Source organism: Chitinophaga solisilvae (genome assembly GCF_009928525.1).
Lineage (GTDB): Bacteria > Bacteroidota > Bacteroidia > Chitinophagales > Chitinophagaceae > Chitinophaga > Chitinophaga solisilvae.
Genome location: NZ_JAABOK010000004.1, coordinates 427,640 through 454,421, shown reverse-complemented (window position 1 = coordinate 454,421; position 26,782 = coordinate 427,640). Strand labels below are relative to the sequence as shown.

12 protein-coding genes are annotated in these 26,782 nt (G+C 52.2%); all 12 read right to left on the bottom strand.

Annotation, left to right across the window (positions count from 1 at the left end; translation table 11 throughout):
- Nucleotides 1-3 precede the first annotated feature (3 nt).
- The 12 genes from GWG06_RS10360 to GWG06_RS10305 all read right to left on the bottom strand — a co-directional run bounded on the left by GWG06_RS10360 (nucleotide 4) and on the right by GWG06_RS10305 (nucleotide 26,777).
- Complete coding sequence (locus GWG06_RS10360) at nucleotides 4-12,303, bottom strand: non-ribosomal peptide synthetase (protein WP_235938261.1); 12,300 nt, start codon at nucleotides 12,301-12,303, stop codon at nucleotides 4-6.
- Between the two features lie 37 nt (nucleotides 12,304-12,340).
- Complete coding sequence (locus GWG06_RS10355) at nucleotides 12,341-13,630, bottom strand: glycosyltransferase (RefSeq protein ID WP_160713075.1); 1,290 nt, start codon at nucleotides 13,628-13,630, stop codon at nucleotides 12,341-12,343.
- 40 nt (nucleotides 13,631-13,670) lie between these two features.
- Nucleotides 13,671-14,624, bottom strand: coding sequence for a pyridoxal-phosphate dependent enzyme (locus tag GWG06_RS10350; RefSeq protein WP_127036209.1), 954 nt, complete (start codon nucleotides 14,622-14,624; stop codon nucleotides 13,671-13,673).
- A 164-nt stretch (nucleotides 14,625-14,788) separates the two neighbouring features.
- Nucleotides 14,789-15,778: a 2,3-diaminopropionate biosynthesis protein SbnB gene (locus GWG06_RS10345; RefSeq protein WP_160713073.1), complete on the bottom strand. Its 990-nt coding sequence runs from the start codon at nucleotides 15,776-15,778 to the stop codon at nucleotides 14,789-14,791.
- A gap of 42 nt (nucleotides 15,779-15,820) precedes the next feature.
- On the bottom strand, nucleotides 15,821-17,428 hold the full coding sequence (locus tag GWG06_RS10340) for a carbamoyltransferase family protein (protein ID WP_202182988.1): 1,608 nt from the start codon (nucleotides 17,426-17,428) through the stop codon (nucleotides 15,821-15,823).
- Between the two features lie 21 nt (nucleotides 17,429-17,449).
- On the bottom strand, nucleotides 17,450-18,208 hold the full coding sequence (locus GWG06_RS10335) for a glycosyltransferase family 32 protein (protein ID WP_160713071.1): 759 nt from the start codon (nucleotides 18,206-18,208) through the stop codon (nucleotides 17,450-17,452).
- Nucleotides 18,209-18,312: 104 nt separating this feature from the next.
- A complete protein-coding gene (locus tag GWG06_RS10330; RefSeq protein ID WP_160713069.1) occupies nucleotides 18,313-20,709 on the bottom strand; it encodes an ABC transporter permease in 2,397 nt (798 codons plus the stop codon).
- 144 nt (nucleotides 20,710-20,853) lie between these two features.
- Entirely contained in the window at nucleotides 20,854-22,575 is a 1,722-nt protein-coding gene (locus GWG06_RS10325; protein WP_160713067.1) for a carbamoyltransferase N-terminal domain-containing protein, read from the bottom strand.
- Nucleotides 22,576-22,602: 27 nt separating this feature from the next.
- Nucleotides 22,603-24,357 carry a glycosyltransferase gene (locus GWG06_RS10320; RefSeq protein WP_160713065.1) on the bottom strand — a complete coding sequence of 585 codons (1,755 nt, stop codon included), beginning with the start codon at nucleotides 24,355-24,357 and terminating at the stop codon, nucleotides 22,603-22,605.
- On the bottom strand, nucleotides 24,354-25,115 hold the full coding sequence (locus GWG06_RS10315; RefSeq protein WP_158631374.1) for a glycosyltransferase family A protein: 762 nt from the start codon (nucleotides 25,113-25,115) through the stop codon (nucleotides 24,354-24,356). Before GWG06_RS10315 ends, GWG06_RS10320 begins: the two co-directional genes overlap by 4 nt.
- Before the next feature lie 4 nt (nucleotides 25,116-25,119).
- Nucleotides 25,120-26,010 carry a glycosyltransferase family 10 domain-containing protein gene (locus GWG06_RS10310; protein ID WP_160713063.1) on the bottom strand — a complete coding sequence of 297 codons (891 nt, stop codon included), beginning with the start codon at nucleotides 26,008-26,010 and terminating at the stop codon, nucleotides 25,120-25,122.
- A 5-nt stretch (nucleotides 26,011-26,015) separates the two neighbouring features.
- Nucleotides 26,016-26,777 (bottom strand): glycosyltransferase family A protein, encoded by a 762-nt coding sequence (locus tag GWG06_RS10305; protein WP_160713061.1) that lies wholly within the window; start codon nucleotides 26,775-26,777, stop codon nucleotides 26,016-26,018.
- Nucleotides 26,778-26,782 lie beyond the last annotated feature (5 nt).

Sequence of the window (26,782 nt, the reverse complement as noted above, 5' to 3'; positions counted from 1 at the left end):
CAGTTATTCAGACAGGTTAAACAGATTATTTACTGCATCATTCAGTAATCCGGCATCCTGCTCGCGGCTATCTCCCAGCTGCACTCCTTCCTGGTGTGCGTTCAGGTAGCCCGCCATATCGGCCACACAGGCGTATTCAAATACCAGCAATGCAGGGAAGTCACGGCCCAGTGTTTCAGACAGGCTGTTTGCCAGCCTGATCGCTTTCATGGAATTACCGCCGGCATCAAAGAAGTTATCATACCTGCCTACTTTTTCGATGCCCAGCACTGACTTCCATACATCTGCTATCAGTATCTCCATGCCGGAAACAGGATCGGCAAAAGGCAGGGCATGTTCCAGTAGACGTCCCTTCAGCCCTTTCACACCCCTGTCTACCTTACCATTTGTATTAAGCGGCAGCGCATCGATTTCATAATAGGCGGAAGGGATCATAAATGATGGAAACCGGGCTGCCAACGCTTTTTTCACCAGCATAATATCTACCTCTCCATTCAGTTTCAGGTAGGCCCGCAGCTCTGATTCATCGCTGCTATTCTTCTCCGGCAATACCAGTACATCACCGATTTCGCTGATGGCTCTGAGCGCCGCTTCTACTTCCAGCACATCTACACGGTATCCTCTGATCTTTACCTGCTGATCCACCCTTCCCAGAAAACGCAGATCACCTGACGGCAGCATCTCTGCAAGATCGCCCGTAGGATACAGCCACTCATCTTCAAAGTAAGGATTCCTTACAAATGGCTTTTCCAATCTGCCATCAGCCAGATAATACCCGCGGCACAAACCGGCGCCGGATACGTACAACTTACCGGGAAGGCCCGGAGGGCAATGGCGGAGATCCTTATCCAGCACATGACAGACCACCCCGCTGATCGCTTTACCTATCAATACTTCTGTATGGTCCTTATCAAATTCATAGATGGTACTGCACACACTGTTCTCCGTAGGGCCGTATTCGTTCAGCAGCTTTGTCCGGGGCATTCTTTCAAAATGAATCTGTACCAGGTCGGCCGAAAAGCTGTCTCCCGCCAGCGTTACAGCTTTCAGGGAAGAAAGGTCGTATCCGGACTGGCATTGCAGTAATTCCTTGTACAAGCCGGGTACCATCAGCAGGTAATTCACGCGGTGTTTGCTGATGAGACTGTGCAGGTGCTTCATGTCCAGCCGTTGTTCTTCTTTTATCATTACCAGCTTTCCTCCACACAGCAGCATGGAAAAAATATCTTCTACCGAACTGTCGAAAGCAAAAGAGGGTATCTGCAGGGAAACTTCTCCCGGCTGGAATCCGTAATAGTGCTGCCGCCATTTCAGCGTGTTCACAATGGAATGATGCTCAATCATGACACCGCGGGGAGTGCCGGTGCTGCCGGAAGTAAAGATCATATAGGCCAGGTCTTGCGCTCCGCCCTGTACGGCAGGATTGCGGGTATTGCCTTTTTTTGGCGTTATTTTCTCCAGCAGGTCAATCACCTGATACCCTTCGCGGATACCGGGCATTTCCCGTGTAGCCAATACCGTAGTAACGCCGGCATGTCTGAGGATAGCCTGTATTCTTTCCGCCGGATAAGTGATATCTACCGGCAGATAAGCAGCGCCTGCCTTCAGCACACCGAGCATGGCCACTATCATTTCAAGGGATCTTTCTGCAATAATGGCGATCACGGTTTCCGGACCCGCTCCGGTTTCTTTCAGCCGCCACGCCAGTTTATTCGCGGCTTCATTCAGCTCTTCGTATGAAAGTTGTTTATCTTCAAACGCAAGTGCCGTGGCAGCCGGTGTTGCGGCCACCTGCTTTTCAAACATGGAAGTAATTGTTTCCTGCTCCACCGCTGCTGCTACCGGCGTGAACATGGCTTTTTCCTGATCATCGGCATAGACGTGCAATTGCGCGATCTGCTGCTGATCGTCATGTATGACCTGTGTAATCAGTTCCTTGAAATAAGACATCCAGGACATGATTCTTTCGGGAGAAAACAGGTCAGTATTGTATTGGAAGATGAACACCAGTTGTTCATGATCATATTCACCGATTACGGTGAGATCATATTTACTGGTGTTGTTACTGATTTTTAGTTGTGTAACGCCCGGTTGTTGTACAGGCGCAGGTTCTGCATTAAAGCTGAAGGAAACGTCGAAAAGCGGTTCCCTTCCGGCATTGGCCACCAGCGGCAATTCGCCGATCAGATCTTCTATCGGGTAGTCCTGGTTGTTCATGGCCTGTAATACAGTATCCGTTACCTGTTGCAGGTAGGCGCCGAAGTGACTGTCCGGATCAATTTTCGTGCGGAGCGGAAGCATGTTAACGAACATCCCCGCCATGTTGTGCGTATCCGGGTGATGCCGGCCGGATACCGGGCTGCCGGTGATAAAGTCATGCTGACCGGATATTTTGGACAGCAGTACATTAAACAAGGCATAGCACACGGAGAACATGGTGGTGTGATAGCTGCCGGCCAATGCCTGCAGGCGGTCTTTGGTATGGTTGTCCAGCGACAGCTGGCAGGTATGTCCGTTAAAGGTTTTTATCCGCGGGCGGCGCAGGTCTGCTGGTAGTTTCAGCGGTTCTACCGGCGCTGAAAAAACAGACAGCCAGTAATCGCGCTGCAGCTGCAGGCGTTCGCGGTAGTCCGCATTAGATAGCTGCCATGCAGCATAATCCTTGTATTGCAGCGGCAGCGGCGCTAACGCCTCTCCCGAAAGCGCTGACAGGAAATCTGCTGTCAGCAGCTGCATACTGCCGCCATCGGCAATGACGTGGTGCAGGTCTGTCAGCAGCAAGGTGCTGCCATCTTCACAGGGGGCATAGCCTGCACGCAGGAGCGGCGCACGGCCCAGATCAAACGGGCGCACAAAACTTTCCAGCAGTGCAGATACAGGCAGGTTACCGTCATAGTCCTCCAGTTCAATTGTCAGCTCGCTGACAACCTGCTGAACAGGTTCGCCCTGCTGTATGGAGAAGAAAGTGCACAGGTTCTCATGGCGGCGCAGCAGCGCTGTAAAGGCTGCCTGCACCTGTGCACGGGAAAAGTTGCTTTCCAGCCGTATAACAGCAGGCATATTGTAAGCCAGCGAACTGCGGTCCAGCTCATGCAGCAGTAACAACCGCTTCTGCGGAGAAGATACCGCGTAAAAGGTTTTGTGTTCCGCCGGCTGCACGGCCTCATAGCGGCAGTAGGCAGCATTCCGTATCAACGCAGCCTGTGAGGCAATGGTGGCATAACGGAAAATATCGCGTAGTTCCAGCGACACTTCAAAAGTGCGTCGTAACAGTGATAACAGCTGCATGGCAGATAAGCTATGACCGCCGGATTCAAAGAAATTATCGTGCACGCTGCGGGGGCTGCGGTCCAGCACCTGACTCCACAGCTGCAGCAGCTGCTGTTCTGTTTCATCTTTTACTTCCACCACCGCAGTATCTTCCAGGAGGCCGGGATCCGGCAGCAGTTGTTCGTCTACTTTACCGTTGCGTGTCAGCGGCCAGCTGTCCAGCAGCATAAAGTAAGACGGCACCATATACGATGGCAGCTGCGCCGCCACATAGTTATGCAGGGCATTGGTATCTGCCTTAGCGGACGACAGCACATAGGCCGCCAGGTAGTTGTTACCTTTTTTATCCTGGCAGCATTTTACTACTACCCCTTCTACCTCCGGATGGTTTTCGAGCACGCGCTCTATCTCACCTGGCTCCACACGGTAGCCGCGGATCTTTACCTGCTTATCGATACGGCCAATGTAGCGCAGACTGCCGTCTTCCAGCAGCTGCACCCGGTCGCCGGAACGGTACATGCGGCCATCGCTGACGAAAGTATCCGCCAGGAAGCGGGCAGCATTCAGTTCAGGGCGGCCCAGGTAACCACGCGCCACGCCGGCCCCCGCTACATACAGCTCTCCCGTACCGCCACGCAGTACAGGGTATCTGTAACGGTCAAGCACATACGTAGCCTGCCCCGGCAACGGACGGCCGATGGATACCCAGGCCCGGGCTATCTCTTCCATACCTACTTTCTGCCAGGTACTGATAATAGTTGTTTCTGTTATGCCGTATACATTTACCAGCAGACATAACGGATAACGTGTGTGCCAGCCTGCCAGCATAACAGGATTGAGCGCTTCGCCGCCCAATATCACATAGCGCACCTGCAACCGCGCATTTGAAGCCAGTATGGCTTCCTGGCGGTTATGGAAAGCTCCGGGTGTCTGGCACAATACCGTTACACCTTCTTCTTCCAGCAGCTGTGTAAATGCGTCATTGTTGTACAGCGTATCGCGTGATATTAATACCAGCCGGCCGCCATGCAGCAAGGCGCCAAATATTTCCCATACGGAGAAGTCAAAACAATAGGAATGCGCCTGGGTCCAGACATCCTGCGGAGTGAAATCAAACGCCGGATTATCCGGAAACAGCAGCTGCACAAGGTTGCGATGTTCTACGAGTACGCCCTTCGGTTTACCGGTAGTACCGGAAGTATAGATGACATACGCCAGCTGTTCCGGCCTGATCTCCACAACGGGAGCAGTAAGCGGATAACGGTTCAGCGAAGGCGCTATGTCGTTGATATGAATACACCTGGTATCCGGCAGCTTTCCGGCTGTTTCTTCCAAGTCAGTCAGCACCACCGACAGCCCGGCATCTGCAGCCATAAAAGAGAGCCGCTCCGCGGTATAGGCCGGATCCATCGGCACGTAAGCTCCTCCCGCCTTCAGAATGGCCAGGATGGCAATCATCTGCCAGGGGCCGCGCTCCATCACCATACCTACCAGCTGTTCTGACTGCAGCCGGCATTCATTTATCAGATAATGCGCCAGCTGGCTGGAACGTTCATCCAGTTCGTGGTACGTCATCCCGCCACCAATGCCGCCCAGCGCAATGCGGGAACCTTGCTGCAATGCCTGTGAAGCAAACAGCCCCGTCAGCGTAGCAGTAACGGGATAACCTGAACGGTTATACGATAATGACAGCAAAGCTGCTTTTTCTTCCGCCGGCAATATATCTGCCGCTGAGATCAATACCTCCCGGTTTATCAGCACCTGGCCGATCAGCTGCTCCATACACGAAGCATACAGCACTATGGTGGCGCTGTCAAACAAAGCTGTACTGTATTGAAATTCCAGTTCCATACCAGCTTCCCGGTCATGGCAATGCAGGCTGAGATCAAATTTGGATTGTGTTTCCGGCAAAGGTATCTGTGCCACTTTTCCTGCCAGTGAACGGCCCGCGGCTGTTTCCACATCTACGGTCAGGCTCACATCGAATAAAGGATTACGGCTGATATCCCGCGCCAGCGACAATTCTTCCAGCAGCTGCTCATAAGGATAGTCCTGGTTGCTGAAAGCAGATAACGTATGCTGTTTTACTTCCTGTAACAGGCTTTTGAAAGACTGTTCTCCGGAGATATGATTGCGTAACGGTAAAGTATGTACGAACATACCGGCCATCTGACGGGTATCAGGATGCAGGCGGCCTTCCACGGGTACGCCGGTGACAATATCATCCTGACCGCTCAGGCGGCTCAGCAGCACATTGTACAGCGTCAGCAGCAGCATGAATAACGTCACCTCTTCTTCGCGGGCCAGCGCTTTCAGCTGCTGCCCTGCTGATGACGGCAGCACCAGGCGATACACGGCGCCGGAAAAATCACGTTCCGCAGGGCGGGGCCGCACCGTAGGCAATTGCAGCGGTTCCACCGGCTCCGCAAAAACAGACAGCCAGTAATCGCGCTGCAGCTGCAGACGCTCCCGGTAGTCCGCATTGGAGGCCTGCCATGCTGCATAGTCTTTGTATTGTAGTGGCAGCGGCGTTAACGCCTCTCCCGAAAGTGCCGACAGAAAATCTGCTGTCAGCAGCTGTATACTACTGCCATCGGCGATGATGTGGTGCAGGTCTGTGAGCAGCAAAATGCTGCCATCGGCGCAGGGCGCATAGCCTGCACGCAGCAGCGGCGCACGTCCCAGATCAAACGGACGCACAAAATTTTCCAGCAGCGTAGATACAGACAGATCGCCGTCATACTCTTCCAGCACTAACGTTACCTCAGCAGCCACCTGCTGTACAGGCTGACCGTTCTGTGCGGAGAAGGAAGTGCGCAGATTCTCATGCCGGCGCAGCAGGGCCGCAAAGGCTGCCTGCACCTGCTCCCGCGTGACGCTGCTTTCCAGCCGTATGGCGGAAGGCATGTTATAGGCCAGCGAACTGCGGTCCAGCTCATGCAGCAGCAGCAAACGCTTCTGCGGAGAAGATACCGCGTAATAACTGTTATGCTCAGCCGGCTGCAATGCCTCATAGTGGCTGCTGGCAGCATTCCGTATCAATGCAGCCTGTGAGGCAATGGTGGCATAACGGAAAATATCGCGCAGTTCCAGCGACACTTCAAAAGTGCGTTGCAGCAGCGATAGCAGCTGCATGGCAGACAAGCTATGGCCGCCGGATTCAAAGAAATTATCGTGCACGCTGCGGGGGCTGCGTTCCAGCACCTGCTGCCACAGCTCCAGTAACTGCTGTTCTGTTTCGTCCGTTACTGCCGCTACCGTATCCTCCTGCATCAGTGCAGGGTCCGGCAGCAGCCGTTCATCTACTTTACCGTTGCGCGTCAGCGGCCAGCTGTCCAGCAGGATAAAGTAAGACGGTACCATATACGATGGCAGCTGTGCTGCTACATAGTTATGCAGGACATTGACAGCTACCTTTGCCGCTGACAGCACATAAGCCACCAGGTAGTTGTTACCCTGTTTATCACCACGGCATTTTACCACTACCCCATCCACTTCCGGATGTTTTTCCAGCACGCGTTCTATCTCACCCGGTTCCACACGGTAACCACGGATCTTCACCTGTTTATCGATACGCCCGATGTAGCGCAGGCTACCATCTTCCAACACCTGTACGCGGTCGCCGGAACGGTACATGCGACTGCCGCTGACGAACATATCCGGCAGGAAGCGGGCGGCATTCAGTTCAGGGCGGCCCAGGTAACCACGTGTTACCCCTGCCCCACCAACATACAGTTCTCCCGCTCCGCCACGCAATACAGGATGACCATAACGGTCAAGTACATACGCTGTGAGCGTAGGCAGCATATGCCCTATCAGGCTTTCTCCTGATGCAATCTCGGCAGGACCAATCTCTTTAAAAGTATTATGCACAGTAGTTTCTGTGATACCATACATATTAATCAGCCGGCAGGAAGGATAACACTGTTTCCAGTCTGCCAGCATAGCAGGATGCAATGCCTCGCCGGCAAAGATCACATAGCGTACCTGCAGCGGACGGCAGCCATCCTGCGGCAGATTACGGAAGGCGCTGGGCGTCTGGCATAATACCGTTACCCCTTCCTGTTCCATCACATCCATCAGGGCTGCGCCGTTACGGATGGTGTCCAGCTCCAGCAGCAACAGTTGTCCGCCATGCAGCAAGGCGCCGAATATTTCCCATACCGATACATCAAAACAATAGGAATGCGTCTGGGTCCATACATCCTGCGGACCAAAGCCGAACAGCGGATTATCGGGGAACAGCAGCTGCACCACGTTGCGATGCTCTACCATCACCCCTTTGGGCTGACCGGTAGTGCCGGAGGTATAGATCACATATGCCAGCTGATGCGGCGCAATGCTTACCTCCGGGCAGGATGCCGGTAAATGTGAAAGCGCGGTTGTGTGTACATTCAGCAGCTGTACATCCGGAATAGCAGCAGCGCTGCCGTCTGTCAGCACCAGCTGTAATCCTGCATCATCCGCCATGAACGCCATACGTTCAGCCGGGTAGCCGGGATCCATCGGAACATAGGCCCCGCCGGCCTTCAGGATAGCCAGGATCGTGATCACCTGCCAGGGGCCGCGCTCCATCACCATACCTACCAGTTGTTCGGACTGCAACCGGCATTCATTTATCAGGTAGTGCGCCAGCTGGCTGGAGCGCTCATCCAGTTCGCGGTAGGTCATGCCGCCACCAATGCCGCCCAGCGCCATGCGGGAACCTTGCTGCAATGCCTGTGAGGCAAACAGTTCTGGCAGCGTAGCCGTGTCAGCATAACCTGAACGGTTATACGATGACGACAAAGCAGCTTTTTCTTCCGCCGGCAATATATCTGCCGCAGCTATCAGTACCTCCCGGTTTATCAGCACCTGGCCGATCAGCTGCTCCATACACGAAGCGTACAGCGCTATCGTAGCGCTGTCAAACAAAGCTGTACTGTATTGAAAATTCAATTCCATCTCTCCTTCCCTGTCAAGACAATGCAGGCTGAGATCGAATTTGGATTGTGTTTCCGGCAAAGACACCGGTACTGCTTTGCCCGCCAGTGAACGGCCCGCGGCTGTTTCCACCTCTACCGTCAGGCTCACATCGAATAAAGGATTACGGCTGATATCCCGCGCCAGCGACAATTCTTCCAGCAGCTGTTCATAAGGATAGTCCTGGTTGCTGAAGGCTGACAGCGTACGCTGTTTTACTTCCTGTAACAGGCTTTTGAAAGACTGTTCTCCGGAGATATGGTTGCGTAACGGTAAAGTATGTACGAACATGCCGGCCATCTGACGGGTATCAGGATGCAGGCGGCCTTCCACGGGTACGCCGGTGACAATATCATCCTGACCGCTCAGGCGGCTCAGCAGCACATTATACAGCGTCAGCAGCAGCATGAATAACGTCACCTCTTCTTCGCGGGCCAGCGCTTTCAGCTGCTGCCCTGCTGATGACGGCAGCACCAGGCGATACACGGCGCCGGAAAAATCACGTTCCGCAGGACGGGGCCGCACCGTAGGCAATTGCAGCGGTTCCACCGGCTCCGCAAAAACAGACAGCCAGTAATCGCGCTGCAGCTGCAGACGCTCCCGGTAGCCCGCATTGGAGACCTGCCATGCTGCATAGTCTTTGTATTGTAGTGGCAGCGGCGTTAACGCCTCTCCCGAAAGTGCCGACAGAAAATCTGCTGTCAGCAGCTGTATACTGTTACCATCGGCGATGATGTGATGCAGGTCTGTGAGCAGCAAAATGCTGCCATCGGCGCAGGGCGCATAGCCTGCACGCAGCAGCGGCGCACGTCCCAGATCAAACGGACGCACAAAATTTTCCAACAGCGTAGATACAGGCAGATCGCCGTCATACTCTTCCAGCACTAACGTTACCTCAGCAGCCACCTGCTGTACAGGCTGACCGTTCTGTGCGGAGAAGGAAGTGCGCAGATTCTCATGCCGGCGCAGCAGGGCCACAAAGGCTGCCTGCACCTGCTCCCGCGTGACGCTGCTTTCCAGCCGTATGGCGGAAGGCATGTTATAAGCCAGTGAGCCACGGTCCAGCTCATGCAGCAGCAACAAACGCTTCTGCGGAGAAGATACCGCGTAATAACTGTTATGCTCTGCCGGCTGTAATGCCTCATAGCGGCTGCTGGCAGCATTCCGTATCAACGCAGCCTGTGAGGCAATGGTGGTATGAAGGAAAATATCACGTAGTTCCAGCGACACTTCAAAAGTGCGTTGCAGCAGTGATAGCAGCTGCATGGCAGACAAGCTGTGGCCGCCGGATTCAAAGAAATTATCGTGCACGCTGCTGGGGCTGCGTTCCAGCACCTGCCGCCACAGCTCCAGTAATTGCTGTTCTGTTTCGTCCGTTACTGCCGCTACCGTATCCTCCTGCAGCAGTGCAGGGTCCGGCAGCAGCCGTTCATCTACTTTACCGTTACGCGTCAGCGGCCAGCTGTCCAGCAGGATAAAGTAAGACGGTACCATATACGATGGCAGTTGTGCCGCCACATAGTTATGCAGCACATTGGTATCCACCTTTGCCGCTGACAGCACATAGGCCACCAGGTAGTTGTTACCCTGTTTATCACCACGGCATTTTACCACTACCCCATCCACTGCCGGATGCTTTTCGAGCACGCGTTCTATCTCACCCGGCTCCACACGGTAACCGCGGATCTTCACCTGTTTATCGATCCGACCTATATAACGCAGGCTGCCATCTCCCAGTAATTGTACCCGGTCGCCGGAACGGTACATGCGACTGCCGCTGACGAACATATCCGGCAGGAAGCGGGCGGCATTCAGTTCAGGGCGGCCCAGGTAACCACGCGCCACGCCGTCGCCGCCGACATACAGCTCACCGGCTCCGCCACGCAATACAGGATGACCATAACGGTCAAGCACATACGTACGCAGCGTTGGCAGCGCATGTCCCATCAGGCTTTCTCCTGATGCAATCTCGGCTGGGCCTATCTCTTTGAAAGTATTATGCACAGTAGTTTCTGTGATACCATACATATTAATCAGCCGGCAGGAAGGATAACACTGTTTCCAGTCCGCCAGCATGGAAGGGTACAACGCTTCCCCGCCGAAGATCACATAACGCACCTGCAGGGGGCGGTTGACATCCTGCGCCAGGTTGCGGAATGCGCCGGGCGTCTGGCATAACACCGTTACTCCTTCCCGTTGCAATGCGTCCATCATGGAAGGACCGCTGCGAATGGTATCCAGGTCCAGCAGCAACAGTTGTCCGCCATACAGCAAGGCGCCGAATATTTCCCATACGGAGAAGTCGAAACAATAGGAATGCGCCTGGGTCCATACATCCTGCGGACCAAAGTCGAACAGCGGATTATCGGGGAACAGCAGCTGCACCACGTTGCGATGCTCTACCATCACTCCTTTGGGCTGACCGGTAGTGCCGGAGGTATAGATCACGTACGCCAGCTGATGCGGCGCAATACTCACCTCCGGGCAGGATGCCGGCAAGTGTGAAAACGCGGTCGTGTTTACATCCAGCAGCTGCACACCCGGAATAGCAGCAGCACTGCCGTCTGTCAGCACCAGCTGTAATCCTGCATCATCCGCCATGAACGCCATACGTTCAGCCGGATAGGCGGGATCCATCGGAACATAGGCCCCGCCGGCCTTCAGGATGGCCAGGATGGCAATCACCTGCCAGGGGCCACGCTCCATCACCATGCCTACCAGTTGTTCTGACTGCAACCGGCATTCATTTATCAGGTAATGTGCCAGCTGGCTGGAGCGCTCATCCAGTTCGCGGTAGGTCATGCCACCGCCAATGCCGCCCAGCGCCATGCGGGAGCCATGCTGCAATACCTGTGCGGCAAACAGGCCCGGCACTGTGGCGCCTTGCAGATAAGCGCCTTCCGGCTGATACTGACGGATCAGCATTTCCGTTTCCAGCTCATCACGCAGGGAGAGCCGGGATAAAGGGCTGCTGATATGATGGGTACAGGTGACTGCCAGCAATGCCAGCGCATCGGATACCTGTGTAACAAATTCACGGGAGAAGGCCTCCGGATCATATACCAGTTGCAGGCATAATTGCTCCGCTGACAGGGTGAATATAAAGTTGAGCTGACAGGGGCTTGTGCCGGCATACAGGGTTTTCCATGCAGCCGCTGAGGCCTGCCGTTCATTAAAACTGAAATAAACATCCGCCTCCGGCATCATGTCTCCCAATGCTTCCTGCAGCCGCTGGTATGGCAGGTCTTTATGTGCGGTTACTTTCTCCAGCTGCTGTGTTACTGCTGTCAGCAGCGACTGAAAACTATCTTCCTGCGAAACAGGGGTACGGAATAAAACCATATGCTGAAGCGGCCCTACGATGGTCTGTAGTTTTTCTGTATCGCGGTTATCGACCGGCAGCAGCAGCATGCTGTCATCATTATCAGTATGCCGGTACAAAAAAGACCGGACGAGTGTCAGCAATACGGCCTGCAATTCCACACCGGCAGTCTGGCTGTATTGCCGCAAAGCAGCCGTAGCAGCTGCCGGCAGCTCAAAGAAGGCCGTGGTGCGGCCTGTTTTGCGGCTGCCGGGGAATTCGGGGATAAGGCTGCTGCCTTCCCAGGACGACAGTTCATGTCGCCAGTAGTAAAGCAGCGATTGCATATATTCTTCCGGCAGTTCAGATTGCCATTTTCTGAAAGCGGTGTATGGTGTAGTATGACTGTCTGCCGCCATGTTGCCCGGCTGTTGTAAATATGCCTGCAGATCTTTATTGATGATATGAAGAGAAAAATCATCGACCACGGCGCTATCGAAAATACATGCGAGCAGACCCGTTCCTTCACCGGATTCAAGCCACGCAATCCTGTAACGCACAGCAGGGTTTAAAGCCCACTCACGGGTACTGAAACGTTCCAGGAGGGCAGGTATGGTTGACAGGTCGCGGCTGCGGCGCAGGCGAACATGATATAGGAGCGGCATGGTATTCTCCGGCAGCAGCATCCGCAATTGCTCATGCCTGCCAAACAACTTACCGACTGCTTCATGTAACAATGCACTATCCGTACAGCTGTCAACATGTATCATCAGCATTAAATTCTGTAAGGGTTCCATTCTTCAGCAGTTAATAATGAGAGTAGATATTTTCAAAATGCCTTGCTATCTGCGAAGCATACATATTTTCTTTCGCGGCATAGTCACGGAAGGTGTCCTGCATGCGCAACGTGTTGGTCTTATAAGAGGGATTGTTCAATACTTTCAGGATTGTGCGTCTGATTTTCTCCGCAGCATCAGTCAGTGTCCCCCGCTGTCCGAGGCCACGGTACACGATCCGGGCGGCCGTTCCTTTCTGGTCATTCTGTTCCGACAGCGGGTAGGCAATCATCGGCACGCCGAACCATATACATTCCTTTACCGAGTTGATGCCTCCGTGATTAATCATCAGGCTGGCATGCTTCAGTATTTCCATCTGGGGCACCTGTTCAAAAACGTGGACATTATTCCAGGAGGGATCTATGTTAACAGCCGGCAAACGCTTGCCCACAGACAATATGAGCTGTATACCGTCAATATTGCGACAGGCGTTAATCAGTTTTTGAAAGAAGGTATCAATATGTGTGATGTAGACTTCCGGCAGTGTTCCGAGTGAACAGAAAATGATTTTGTCCTGCCGGTTAATTTTTTCCCAGCAGAAAGCTGGCTCGGTGCGGTTTAAATCCACCATAGGGCCTATCAGCAGCTGTCCGGGCAGGAAGGTGCGGCTGAAATCCATTTCCTGCGGGTAGAGGAAATATTCGGGGTAGTTGGTCAGCCGGTAGCCCCATGCACGGTCGAAGCGGGCAAACCGTTTCAGGGGGAAACCGCATACATGCGCAAGTCTGCTATGCTGCAGATCCGTTTTTCCGCCGGACTCCAGGCGTTGCCGCCAGTACCGGGCTTTATTGCGATACAGGCACTGCATCCATTCAGTATGAATCAGCAGCTTATGCCACCAGGAATTACCGGCTACAGTAGATGAGAAGAACGGCGGCGCTGCGGTGCTTTTGTCACTCTGGTAATGTTCGTTAATGACAACAACAGGTACTTTGAAATGATAGAAAGGCAGGGCGAATCCAATAATATCTGCATCCACCAGTACCCCTGCGGGATGATGCCGGTTCACCAGTGTGCCAATCATACCGAGGATTTCCGGGCGTGCGGCATCTATATTTTCCAGGAGGCTGTTATAGTTCCTGATGCTTCCTATCTCATCGTCCGCTTCGGTCTGCGTTCCCAGCGTCTCAGCTGCCCAGCCCTGCCCGTTTATCAGCTGGTGCAATCCCGACGGGGCGATAAAAATAATATTGAAGCCCAGGTCGCCCAGCAGCGCGGCAAGCCGGAAGGTAGCATAGTGCGGCCCTTTCAGTGGGTACATTAAAAAAAAGAGGTTCTTCATATCGTGCATAACATCATCATCAGAGTGAAACGGTTCCGGACAAAGCCTGTTCATACACTACCTGCTGATAGGTATGTCCGTGATCCGGGCAGATGAACACTACATTGGGTAAGCGGAAAAATTTCCTGTTATGGAAATAGCTGCATACGGCAAAGTAGGCCGCACCACAGGAAGCGCCGCCATAAACGCCGTGGGTAGCATACAGCTCACGGGCGCCCTTGCGGATATCTTCTTCAGAGATAATCATCACCTCGTCAATCAGTGCATTGGATAATATGGGAGGTACCTTACTGGAGCCGATACCGGAAAGTTGTCTTGGTTTGGGCGGGGAACCGAATATAACAGAGCCTTCCACATCTACACCGATCACTTTGATATGCGGATATAATTCCTTTAGTCTGATCGACAGTCCGGTGATGGTACCGCCGGAGCTTACCGCAGCAAACAGGTAATCCACGCCGGCAGCTTCTTCCGCTATTTCCGGCGCAAGCGTATGGTAATAGCTCATGTAATTATCTTTATTGGCATATTGGTTGGTCCAGTAAATACCTGGATGCTCCTCCATGTATTTATGTATGTAACGCAGGCGGGTAAGCAGGAAGCCGCCGGTTTCATCACGTTCCTGTACTTTCACCACATCATATGCCAGCCCCCTGAGTTTTTCTTCATTCATTTCATTGATATTGGGATCTATCACCGGAATAAATCGCAGGCCCAGTTCCCGGCAGATGGTAGCCAGGGCGATGGCAAAATTGCCGGAGCTGGATTCCATGATAATGGTATCCTCGTTGATCTGGCCCTTCCGGATGCCTTCGTACAGGATATTATAGGCCGGCCTGTCTTTCACGCTGCCGGTCAGGTTGGTATATTCCAGTTTTACCATGAGGTTGATATTAGGTGCATCCAGTTTCATCAATGGAGATTTACCGATGCGCGGGGCCAGTTTTTCGAGGCTTTGTATGAGTGGATTCATCTTGTTGTATTTAATTAAATGCTGATAATATCCGGCAAGGCATATGCTGCCCGAACGGTTGTTCTTCGCAGCATATGGCCGGGTAAAGTGGTGATGAGAGATCAGGGTGCTGTGTGCAGTGGAACCGGGTAACAAACATCTCGCCGCTGCAGTCAGGGCAAGGGTCAGGCTTCTGTTGCCAGGGTTTCTCCCAGGGCAATACCTGTTTTCATTTCACGGGCATAGTGATAGAAATAATGTGCGATGGCCATGTCGAAAATAGCCATGCCCATAGGGTTGAACATAACTGTTTCATCCGGGCGGAGATCTGCCAGCCTGTTACCGCCAAAGATATCCGCCAGGTCGAGGGTATCTTCCTGTTGCAATAATCCGGCTTCGTGCATGCAGTGAATATCTGTATTCTCGCGGCATACTTCTTCCCAGTTGTCGACCAGCATCCGGTTGATATGCTGCCGGATACTGCTGTCATAGTCGCGCAGGGATACATTCAGCTGCAGGCTTCCCTGCACCGGTTTTCCGGTGATATATCTTTTCGTTGCCACCGTGGCGGTGATAAAAATATCAGCGTCATTGAATGCAGTTTCGTAGTTATGGCAAACCGTCACCTTCTCTTTCAGATGTGCGGGAATACTGTCTGTTTCTACTCCGTTCACATCATAGATGTCATAGGCAGTTACTCTTTCTCCGAGTAAGGCGTCTACCATCTGCAGGTGCAGGCGGCCTATAGGCCCGAAGCCTGTAATACCAACCCGGAAGCGCTTTTCAGGCGATCTGTACCGGGTTACTTCCTCCAGGATAAGGCCGGATACAGCAGCAGTACGTATGCCGCTGACAAGCGGCGAATTAATAATACAGAACGGTACGCCGGTAGCTGCTTCATTCAGAATAGTCACAGAATTGGCGCGCAGGATACCTTTCTTAATATTGTTGGGAAAGCTCGCTATCCACTTGATACCGGCCACATCAAAGCCTTCTCCGATATAGGCGGGCATGGCAATAATGCGGTTTACCGGATCGCCAAAACGCAGGTAGGGTTTCAGTGGCTGCACATAGGTACCGTTGCTGACAGCTGCTGCAGCGTGGCGGATGGTGGTTGTCAACGCCGGCCAATCCAGGGGAAGGGATGCGATATGACTTGAATCAAGATAATACATATTTCAAGGTTTGAATGGAGTAATAGCTGTCGGGAATATTCATCATGCACATTTGGACACAATAAAATTCCTGAATATCAGGTAATCGATCTGTGTGTTGAGCAGGCAATGAATGGCATCCTGCGGCGTTTCCACGATAGACTCTCCTTTGATATTAAAAGAAGTGTTGATCACCAGCGGGATACCGGTAATACTATGGAAGTTGCTGATGAGCGTGTAGTAGTCAGGGTTATCTTTTTCACAAACTGTTTGTATCCTGGCGGTTTTGTCCACATGACTCACCGCCGGAATGCTATCCTGCAGTACATCGCATACGCGCAGCATGAAGGGGCTGTCGCTCAGGCCGAACCATTCTGCTGCAAACTCATTGAGTACGCTGGGAGCAAACGGACGGAAACCTTCGCGGAACTTCACCTTGCTGTTCAGAATATCTTTCATGTCCGTATTGCGGGGGTTGGCCAGGATGCTCCGGTTGCCCAGCGCTCTGGGACCTATTTCGCTGCCATCCTGGAACCATGCAATAATTTTATCATCAGCCAGGTGCTTGGCTGTTTGCCTGATATAGTCCGTTGTTCTTTCTACCCTGATACGTCCTTCATATTCCGGCAGGCTGAGCGCCTGTTCTATTTTATCTTCATAGGAAGTAACGGAATACATCATATCACGGTTAGTATACTTAATACGCGGGTGGTCCTGCTGATTGAACCAGTACCACATGGCTGCTCCGATAGGAGTACCGTCGTCGCCGCAGGCAGGATGCAGATGGATACGTTCAAATGCTGAATTCCTGAAGGCTACCTGGTTGGCGACAGAGTTGAGCGCGCCGCCGCCACTGAGGCAGATGTTGGCAGCAACGCCGTTATCCGCTGCAATTTTACAGAGATCGTTCATGATATCTCCCAGCTGCTGTTCCATCAGTGCCTGTACGTTATAGGCAAGGGTGGCATTGAGCTGGCGGCCGTTGGCCTCTACCATCACCGGATTACCGCCGTTGTCTGACAAGGCAAAAAATTCTTCCATGTCTGCAAAATCCTCCAGGCGTTTGTTCTGCAGGCTGCCGGGATGGCCGTAAGGAGCAAGCCCCATTACCTTTCCAGCTCCGATGATGCCTGTATCAAACAGCTGGCTGGCCACTTCATTATACCACCAGCAGGTGAAGTGTGTTTTAATATCATATCTCACCTTGGTCATTTTATTATCTTTTCCGATGAAAACACCGAAGCCGGTAGGATCCCAGGAGAAGCAGACGGCGCTGTCAAAAGGAGAAGTATAGTATGCCAGGGAACAATGCAGCAGATGATGGTCCGGGTTTACCAGGCAGGGTAATTCCAGCCCGTTGATCCATACCTTGTCTAAAGTCTGGTTCACCCAGAAATCGAACCAGGACTCCTTCAGGGAAGATCCGTATAACTTTGGAATATCGTCTGAATCCATGCTGTGAATATTACATAGTATCATCAGGGAAATATCTTCCAGTTGCAACCCTGCCTGCTTCAGGAGCTGGTTGAGGTCGGCCTCTCTTATGCCGGGATGTTTTTTCTTTTTTGAAAAGCGCTCAGTATTAAGGAAAGCGGAGATCCTGCCATCGGAGAGGATGACAGCGGATCCATCATGGTTGAAGTTAATTGCTAGGATGTTAAATGTTTTCACGTTAATTTGATTTATTCATGTTCAACAATCTGTGGTACGGTGCGGGGAAGAAATGTGTTTCCATATCCGCTCCAGGAGCGGTAGTTTCCGGTCGCCTTTCCACCATGTTCCCCAATAGTAATGGATGGCATAGGCGGTATTCAGTTGCGATGCATATTTTTTTAAAAGCTGTTTACGGTTCGGACAACTTTGCAGTTCATCTTTGGTCAGCGGATATAACTGATCGAAGGAGGCCAGCGTTGGTCTGCCTGCGGCTTCCATCTGTTCGTATATAGTGGTGATACGGAAGGGACCCGTGGACTCCAGGATATAGTCGTTCTGATCATCGGGTGCAGCAATACCGGTAAACATCTCCGTACATACTTTCCGGATAAACGGATGCGCCGGCGCTGCCGCAATGAACGCATTGCTGATAATCATCTGTTTGTTATGCAACTGGCAATGTGCGGCAGGTTCCTGGCCCAGCACACAGGTATGTGCCGCCAGCAGTGGTTCCAGGGGCTGTACACACTCCATGTCGAGATCTACGTACACACCGCCGAAACTGTTGATGATAAAGTACCTGACAGCATCTACCCGTTGAATGTTGGTTTCATAGCTGTCATACACCGGCAGGAAGCCGGGATATTTTTCCCTGATGAAAAGACGGTTCATTTCATCTGTCCACAATACATGTTCCCAGGAAGGATGGTGTTTTTTCCATGTATTCATAAACAGCCGGAAATCATCCGGAAGATCATTGTTCTTCCAGGTCTGATGGAAAATGCGGGGTATTTTCATGCCGAATGATTGAATAAGGATTTGCCGCCGGCAGCTACCCGTTACCATGAAAGGGTTGCTCCCGGCAGGAAGAGAAAAGGGTTAACAGCAGTAAAACAGGTTCGTTAACGCTGTCTGAGGCTTTTGATGGTATTCATTCTGACAGCTTTCATTACCTGGTAGTATATCGTTGCGAAGGCGATAATAACCGCAATACAGGCAGCTGCCAGAAATATGTACCATTCCATGGTAATGCGGTTGGCATAGTTGGATAACCATTTATGCATCAGTATCCATGCTACCGGAGATGCCAGCACGATAGCGATACCAATGAGCTTGAAGAAATCTGTAATGAGCAGGCTGGCAATATTGAAGGCAGATGCACCTACTACTTTTCTGATACCGATTTCCTTTGTACGATGTACGATAGTAATGGAAATGAGCCCCAGGAGGCCAAGACAGCTGATAAAGATGGCGACTACCGCGCTGGTATTAATCAGCCGGTTGAGCACCTCTTCCCGGTGATACAGGGAGGCCAGGCGGTCGTCGAAGAACTGGAAACGGAATACATTGGCCGGATAGGCTGATTCCCACGCATTGCGTATGGCGCTGATGCTGCTCATCGGGTCACGCCCATCAATCCTTACCGCCATATATTTGTACGACTCCTTATGGGTAGTAATCAACGTTGGCTCTATGGCATACATCAGCGGTCTTACCTGGAAATTACGGACAACGCCCACGATGGAAACAGGCCGTTCATTCAGGTCGCCCACCACCAGTTTATGTCCTATGATATCTTCCTTCTTTTTGATACCGAGCTTACTCACGAGTTCTTCATTCACGACTGCCTCGCCGGTAGAATCACTTTCACTCAGGTTGCGGCCGGCTATCAGCTGCAATCCGAAAGTACGGATATAGCTGGCATCGCCGTAGCTGGACCTCACAGAGAAATCTTCCCATGGCCGCATATCATACTTGATAGATCCGCCTCTCACGATTTCGTCTGACGGCGGTCTGAAACAGAAGCTGATCCCTTTCAGTCCCGGTACGCCGGAAAGCTGGTTGCGCAGGTAAGAGCGGGTATCGCCGGCCCCATCCGGCACCGGTATCAGTACTACGCCTTCCTTGTTAAACCCGACATTCGTGTTTTTCAGGAATTTCACCTGCAGCGTTACAACGATGGTACAGATGATGAGTATCTGCGCTACCGAGTTCTGGAAGATGACGAGGAATTTGAGCCCCAGGTTCTTTCCCGGCGATTTGGAGGCAGCTTTGTCCTTGATGGCGCTGAGCGGTGTGAAACGGCTCAGGATCATGGACGGATAAGCGCCGCTGATAAAGATAACAACCAGCACCAGGATAATAATGGCGGGCAGCAGTGTAATATCAAAGAGACTCAGCTCAGTACTCAGCCATTTGTTCAGGAACGGAACGATGAGCAGCGCCCACAATACCGCCAGCAATGTAGCAATCAGTGTGAGCGTGGATGTTTCCACCATAAACTGCCGGAATATATCTGCCGGCCTGCTGCCGAATACCTTCATCGTACCTATCTCGCGCGCACGTTTGGTTACCTGGGCAACGGAAAGGTTCACATAGTTTACGCAGGCAATCAGTACAATAAAAAATCCTATCAGGAATAATGTTGTCAGCATGGAACGCTGTATCACGCCGCCGTAGCGCAGGTCATAATGCAGGTCCTTCATCGGTTCCAGGTGAAAGGAATAATTTGCGGCCAGTTCTCCGAGATTACTTTTTGCCAGTTCTTTCAGCAGCCGGTCTACCGTAGCAGGAGAAGCGTCCGGGCGCAGCTGCACGAAAGTCCAGTTAGCAGAGCTCATCATGCCCCAGCCGGAGCGCAGGGTAGAATCACGATCAGGATAAAGTGACTTATACGCCGGCATAGCCACGAAAATATCTACTTTGTAATCGGTATTGGAAGGATAATCTTCCACTACCCCTTTCACTGTTGCGAGATATTTACTATTGAACATGAGGTCCTTTCCGATGGCATCATTGACACTACCGAAATATTTTTTTGCCTGACTGCGTGTCAGCACTACTGCATTCGGCGCATCCATAGCGGTGTTCCTATCGCCCTGCAGCCAGGTATAGTCGAACATGGAAAACCAGCGTGCATCTGTGAAGGCTACGTTCTGATCTTCCGCAAACATGCGGGCTTTTCCTCCGGTCTGGTCTGATACGGTGAGTGAGTTCTTCGACATCAGCACCACCTGGTTGACAATCGCCGGGGAGTTCTCCCTCAGCTGATCGACCATCAGTAAAGGTGTACCCGGATCGTATTCAACACTTCCGTCCTGCAGGTGGAGGTCTGTTACTACCCTGTAGATCTCTGACGCATGTTTATGATAGCTGTCAAAACTTGAATGATACCGGATAAACTGGTACAATACAATACCACAGCACAGGCCAAGCGACAGGCCGAATATGCTGATGAGCGCATGCATCCTGTTCTTCTGCAGATTCTTATATGCCAGTTTGAAATATAACTTTATCAAGGTAGTGGATTTTTAAGGATACAGATGAAAAGCGAACCAGGCCAACAGTAATGCTTCAATACGGGTCTTCTCTCAGTGACTTCAGATGTTGGAAGCAAACAATTTAGTGCTTTTTTTATTCTTGTTCCGCTGTTTCAGAAAATTTTAACAACCGGGCAAGATCTCTTCCCAATGCTGCTCTGCTGACAGGTGTTTCCTGTAATACAGGCTGCCGTTGCACCAGATGTAGTCTGTTCTTCCCCAGTCCATCACACTGCGCACATCCGGAAAAAATCCGCTGCCATTGAGGTTGGCACTGGTATTACACAGGAGCGGGATGCCGGTAATATCGCGGAAGGCGGACAACAGGCTGTATAACACGGGATGGCCGGTACGGCTTACCGTCTGTACCCTGGCGGTATTGTCGAGGTGACAGACAGCCGGTATTCTTTCGATCCATGATTTTCTCACCTGGTGTTCAAACAACATGTAGGGATCGGGCATGCCGGGGTCAAATACAGCGGGTGCTTCTTCTTCCATACAAACAGGCGCCACCGGCCGGTAATGTTCCCGGAACTTCACCTCGTTGAGGATACCCTTCATGAACGGAGATGCCGGCGAAGCCAGTATGCTCCTGGCTCCGAGGGCTCTGGGTCCCAGTTCGGCGGCGCCATGCAGAAATACTACCGGAGCACCGGTAACAGCCAGCAGCCGTGCCAGCTGTGCCGTGGTAAAGTTTTCCCGCTCCTGCCAGTCCGGATGAATAGTGCTGGCCACGATTTCCGGGCCGCTGTAAACATTCCACCGTAACGGTTTTATACCGAGTGCATTGGTTACTTCGCAACAGGCCATGCCGATAGCATTGCCGGAGTCGTTGGGAAAAGGCGGCACCCATATATGATCTACGAGACGGCTGTTACGGATGGCATTGTTCCATTTGATGTTCAGCGCGCAGCCGCCGCTATAGGCAAGGTTCACGGGACCTTTCACCGGGTGCTTATGCAAACACGCTTCCAGTGAGCTTATCAGCAGTTTCTGCAACGCAGCATGAAAGGTGGCCAGTACATCGGGTGCTTCGTATCCGCCTGCTGCTGCAAGATTTCTCCAGCCATCAGACAGCTTCCAGGTGAACGCATCAACGGAAGCCGGTGTCATCACCTGGAGCTGCTGCCGCAGGTGGCGGTAATGTTCTTCAAAACGCTGCAGCAGATCGGCCGCTACCCTGCCGGTGGCAATATATGCCATCACTTTTCCGGCAATACCTTTTTCTTCATTTCCATCAAAGCCTTCCCTGGTAAAGGGTTCATAACAGGAAGCAAAGCCGGGGTAGATATTGCCGGTAACGGGCATGAGCACACCGAGCGCTTCCATCTTCCCGCGGATAACATCCCAGTGAAACAGCTGCGGCGCCGTGGCCCCGTCCCATACCAGCAGGAAGGCATTCTCCTGTGCAACCGCAAAGGGGCTGCTGGCGTAGGCTCCCACGAGGTGACCGGAAACATGCGGATAGCTGCTGTAGGAAAACGGAAAACCATTGCTGTGAAAGTGTCTTCTTTCCAGCACCTGGTCGCCTTTCAGCAGGAAGCCGTAAGGCGCCACTTCCAGATTCAGCTGGCCTGTTGCCAGCTTCATGGAAAGCGAGGGTTTGTCTTCAGTAACCGTATTACCTTCCCATACTCCCCACCCGTCTACCACCATGCGGTCTATATCAGCGAAACGGATATTGTAACGCCCCAGCAGGGCCTCCATTTCTTCCAGCGTAGCGGTAAATTTTGAGTAACGCCTGTTGTTATGCAGCTTTTCAATTTCAATACTAAATAGCAAACGATTATCTTCCATGATGCAGAATGCTGCATCGTGCGTCAGTTTTATTCCACAAGTGATCATTTTCCGTAGTTTTTCAAATCAGCCGCCTTACACTAATGAGGACACCAGCAGGCGCAGGTCTTCCTGTAATTCTTCATTTTTCCATTGTCCGCTGATCCAATCGGCGCCCCGTCTGGCGGCAGCGCTGCAGGCATCATAATTTTTATGCACCTGCGTGATGGCAGCGGCTATATCTTTTTCTCTGATGCAGGCCCATTTCCCATGACGCTCCACACCGAATGCCGCTTTTTCTGATCCACGGCGGCGCATCGCATAGCAAAAGCCGCTGTCCAGCAATTCCTGGTGCACAGGTATCGGTGAAATGATGGTGGGTATTCCGAGGAACATGCTTTCTCTCGGCGTAAAGGACCAGCCTTCTCCGCTGGAAGGAAACACATAGCAGGACAGGTTAGCGTACCATGCCGACATCTCCTGGTGATCGTACTTCCCGGTAGTCCAACGTACCATAGGATCTGCACGCATTCTGTCAAACTCCAGATCATCTACCCATTCATACATGACCGATACATGTACATGCAGCTGTATACCGGGAATTTTCTTCCGCTGTAACATTTTGCAGGCCTTGTAAAGCCGGGAAAGATTCTTCCGGCGTACCGGCACCCCCATGAAACCGATGTTGAACGTATGTTGCTGCGCCGGCATAGGCGTATACCGGGTAAATCCCTGGTGCATGACCTGCAGCGGCACCCGTACGCCCGACTTCCTGAAAACGCCCGCAATTGCCTCGTGCGGCACAATGCAGTGATGATAGTGCCGGTTGATGGATTCAATCCAGTAAGCAGGGAGGCGGTCCGACTCGAAAGTGGTGAAAAGTATATTGGTATTGGCGGCAGACAATTGCTTTTCATACAGAAAAGGAATGCCGCATACGAGTATTTTCTGATCGCTGACGTTGTGCGTATCCGGCAGCACCTCACCGAGGTTTTTCACCCGGTTGTAGATGGTGGTAAGACCATCATAGTGGCCTTCTCCGGAAGTATAGGCCTCGAGTACATATAACGCCCCGGACTGCCGCCGGAACCGGTCAAGGTTACGTTGCAGGTGCTCTTCCAGCACAGCCGCCGCAGCAGCAGTATCAACAACGGCGGGCACACCGGCAGCCCTGTGCTGCTGCTGATGCTGCCATCGCCAGGAGCCGCCGTGATAATGGGAAGCATATGTTCCGAAATGGCAGGAAAGCCCCCCGCAGCATTCGTTGATACAGGGCGTACCCGGATTGCGCAGCAGCCATATCTGTTCCTTTAAGGCGGCAGACTGATGATAAATATCCGTGAGCAGTCCGGGGCCGGTTGTTTCGAGTATATCCCTTTCGCTGCTCACAGCTGTCCGGTACCTTGCTATCATGGCATTCAGCAGCGTGGGCCAGAAAGGATGCTGCGGCATACTGCCAAACATGTAGTTGGCAATCCTGGACCGGTGCAGGTGTCCCAATGCACCGCACTCCTCTTCGGAGAGCACCTTTTCTTCTGCCAGCACCAGCTGAAAATGACATAGTTCATCCAGTGGTGTATGGCAGTACATATCCATATCGAGATAGAAGCCGCCGAAGAGGTATACCACCACCACGCGGAACATGTCAGCCCGCTGGATGGCCGTTGGATACCCGTCGTAAACAGGCAGCAGAACCGGCATCTGCTGCTCCAGCACCTGCCGGGCAGCAGCGTCATCGTATATTTTAAACTGCCACGCCGCATGCAATTTTTTTGCCCGTCTGATACACTGTCGGTATAAGGGCGGCAGCTTACCGCCCGCATATGTAAGGTGAATTACTTTCGGTATCATCCTGAAATTTTAGCCTGATAAAAACTGACCAGGTCTGTCAGGAACCTGCCGCTTTCAACCGGTCCGACTTTGCCGCTCATGATGTCATCAATAATGCGGGACGCGTTACGGGGAAACTGCGTGCTGCATTCGAATATTTCCTTCCAGTGGGGCCAGTTCCAGGTATTATGACCGTGGTAACTGTACACATATAGCTGGGGCTGATCTGTCAGCAGGTGAAGCAGGTCTTTCTGCAGCAGGCTTACAATGGTAGCGGAGTCTTCTCCGGCATGCATGTTCACGTATCCTTCTTCCAGCATACGGCTTTTGCGGCAAAGGATACTTCCCTCCCACGTTCTGATGTTTGACAGGTATGCTTTCCGGTCAACTGCATTCCAGAGTGTCCATTGGGTCATGATGCAGCCGTCTTTTCCGGAAAACATCAATGCCTTGTATTGTGCGCTTAATCTTTCGGGGTGGTACCAGTCGTCGTCATCCCACTGGCAGATAAACTCACCGGCCGCATGGCGGATAGAAATATTCCGTAGTTCTCCCAGTTTCACCGCGGAGCTTCGTGGTACACATACCGGGCGGATATCGCCGGACAACGGCGTTTCCTGTAATAGCGTATGGGTAGCCACATCATCATCTTCATAAACTATTATCAGTTCCTTCGCAGGATATGACTGATGTAAAAAGCAGTGTATTACCCGCAGCAGCATGGCTGGTTTATTCCTGGTGACACAGGTGCAGGATATCAGCGGTAATCTCTCATTCATGGTATCATATTTTTGGGGGTTCATTCGCTTCCTTCATCTTTCTGATGAGGTCAAACAGCCGGATAAAAGTGGGTATCTCCTGCATATCCAGCAACGCAGAAAAATCCGGGGCAAAGGCCTGTTCTTTCCAGTCGAAAAAGCGGCCGTATTCATCTTCATTACGGTCCAGCTCCAGCAGGTATGCTGCCAGCGCTGATGCCGTGTTAAAATCAGCTACATTGATAAAACAGTGGTTACCGGGGGCCAGCTCCCGGATATTCGGAGCGCCGAGATATACCGGCACAGAGCCGGCAATCAGCGGATCGTAAAATTTCTCCGTGATATAATCCGTTGCCACGGCGTTCTCAAACGCGAGCGTAAACTTATAACGGGCAATGATGTCCAGTTTTGTCTGCCGCCCGTTATCGCCTGTAATCTTCCTGTTGTTGAATACCTTGCCATAGCTGTGTACATCCAGCAGCTGCATGAGTTCCTGCAGATATTCATTCCGTTTGCTGCCGTTGATGCCGCTTGAAATAAAGGCATTGACAAAGCCGTCTTTCGGGCCAGACATCCGCCGCAGGTCTTCCCGGTAGGCGGGTAGTATATACGGCACCGTTATATCGGCATTCAGGCGGTATGTCATGTGCACATCAAACAGCGCCTGTATTTCCGGGGTATACAGGTAGGGGTAGTTAAGATCGCATTCCAGGGTCCAGAACACCCACAGCTGCCCCGGCTGTTTGGTGAGCAGCGGCGCCCTTTCCAGGGTGGGCATGTGAAACACAATAACATCCGCTACCGGCGCCAACGAAATATCTTTTTCAATACGGATATCAGGAGGTATCTGCAGTTCGTCCAGATCTCCCAGATGTCCCCACATGGTGTTATAAAACAGGATGGTATACGTTCTCAAGGGGGTTACATTTTGGCAAGTGGATTAAAGTAATTCAGTTCCCGCAGTACCTCTTTGCTGCTTAACCATGCAGAAGCGTCTTCCACAGAGCGGCGGCCGGCAATGATATCGCCGATTACCGCACTTATGCCTGCGGGCAATGCGGTAGATACCATCTTACTGAAATGTGCGGCAGAAACGGTATTGGAACCGTGAAACACATAGATATAGAGCACGGGGCATACCAGGGGGAACAGCAGGTTGCCGCCCACCAGGCTGGTCAGGAAATGTGTGTCTTCCCCGCTGTTGATGGGCGCATATCTCATCTGTTCTGTCAGCGCTTCCATGGAACAGAGTATGGTACCGGGAGGTAAAACAGGATCTGAAAGAAAGGCTTCTCCTCTTGTCTGATCGTACAGGAGACTGTATGCGAGCACCGTTCCCTGCTTTGCATTACTTACTGCTGCGTTATACTGTATTTCCAGGCGGCGGGCGTGATGCCAGTCATCATCATCCCAGACACAGAAGTAATCGCCGCCTGCCTGTTGCAAAGCTATATTGCGCAATTCTCCCAGTGTTGTTTCCGCAGCTGCATCCACACCATAATAGCGCACACCCTTATCTGCAAATGCAGCTGTTATACGCGTATATTCCGGGTCTTCTCCCCTGGATACAATAATCAGCTCCTTTTCCGGATAAGTCTGCGCCACGAAGCATCTGATGGTATTTTCAAGCAGATGGGGGCGCGAGCCGGAGATACAGAGACAGGATATTTTAGGCTGTTGCATATGTC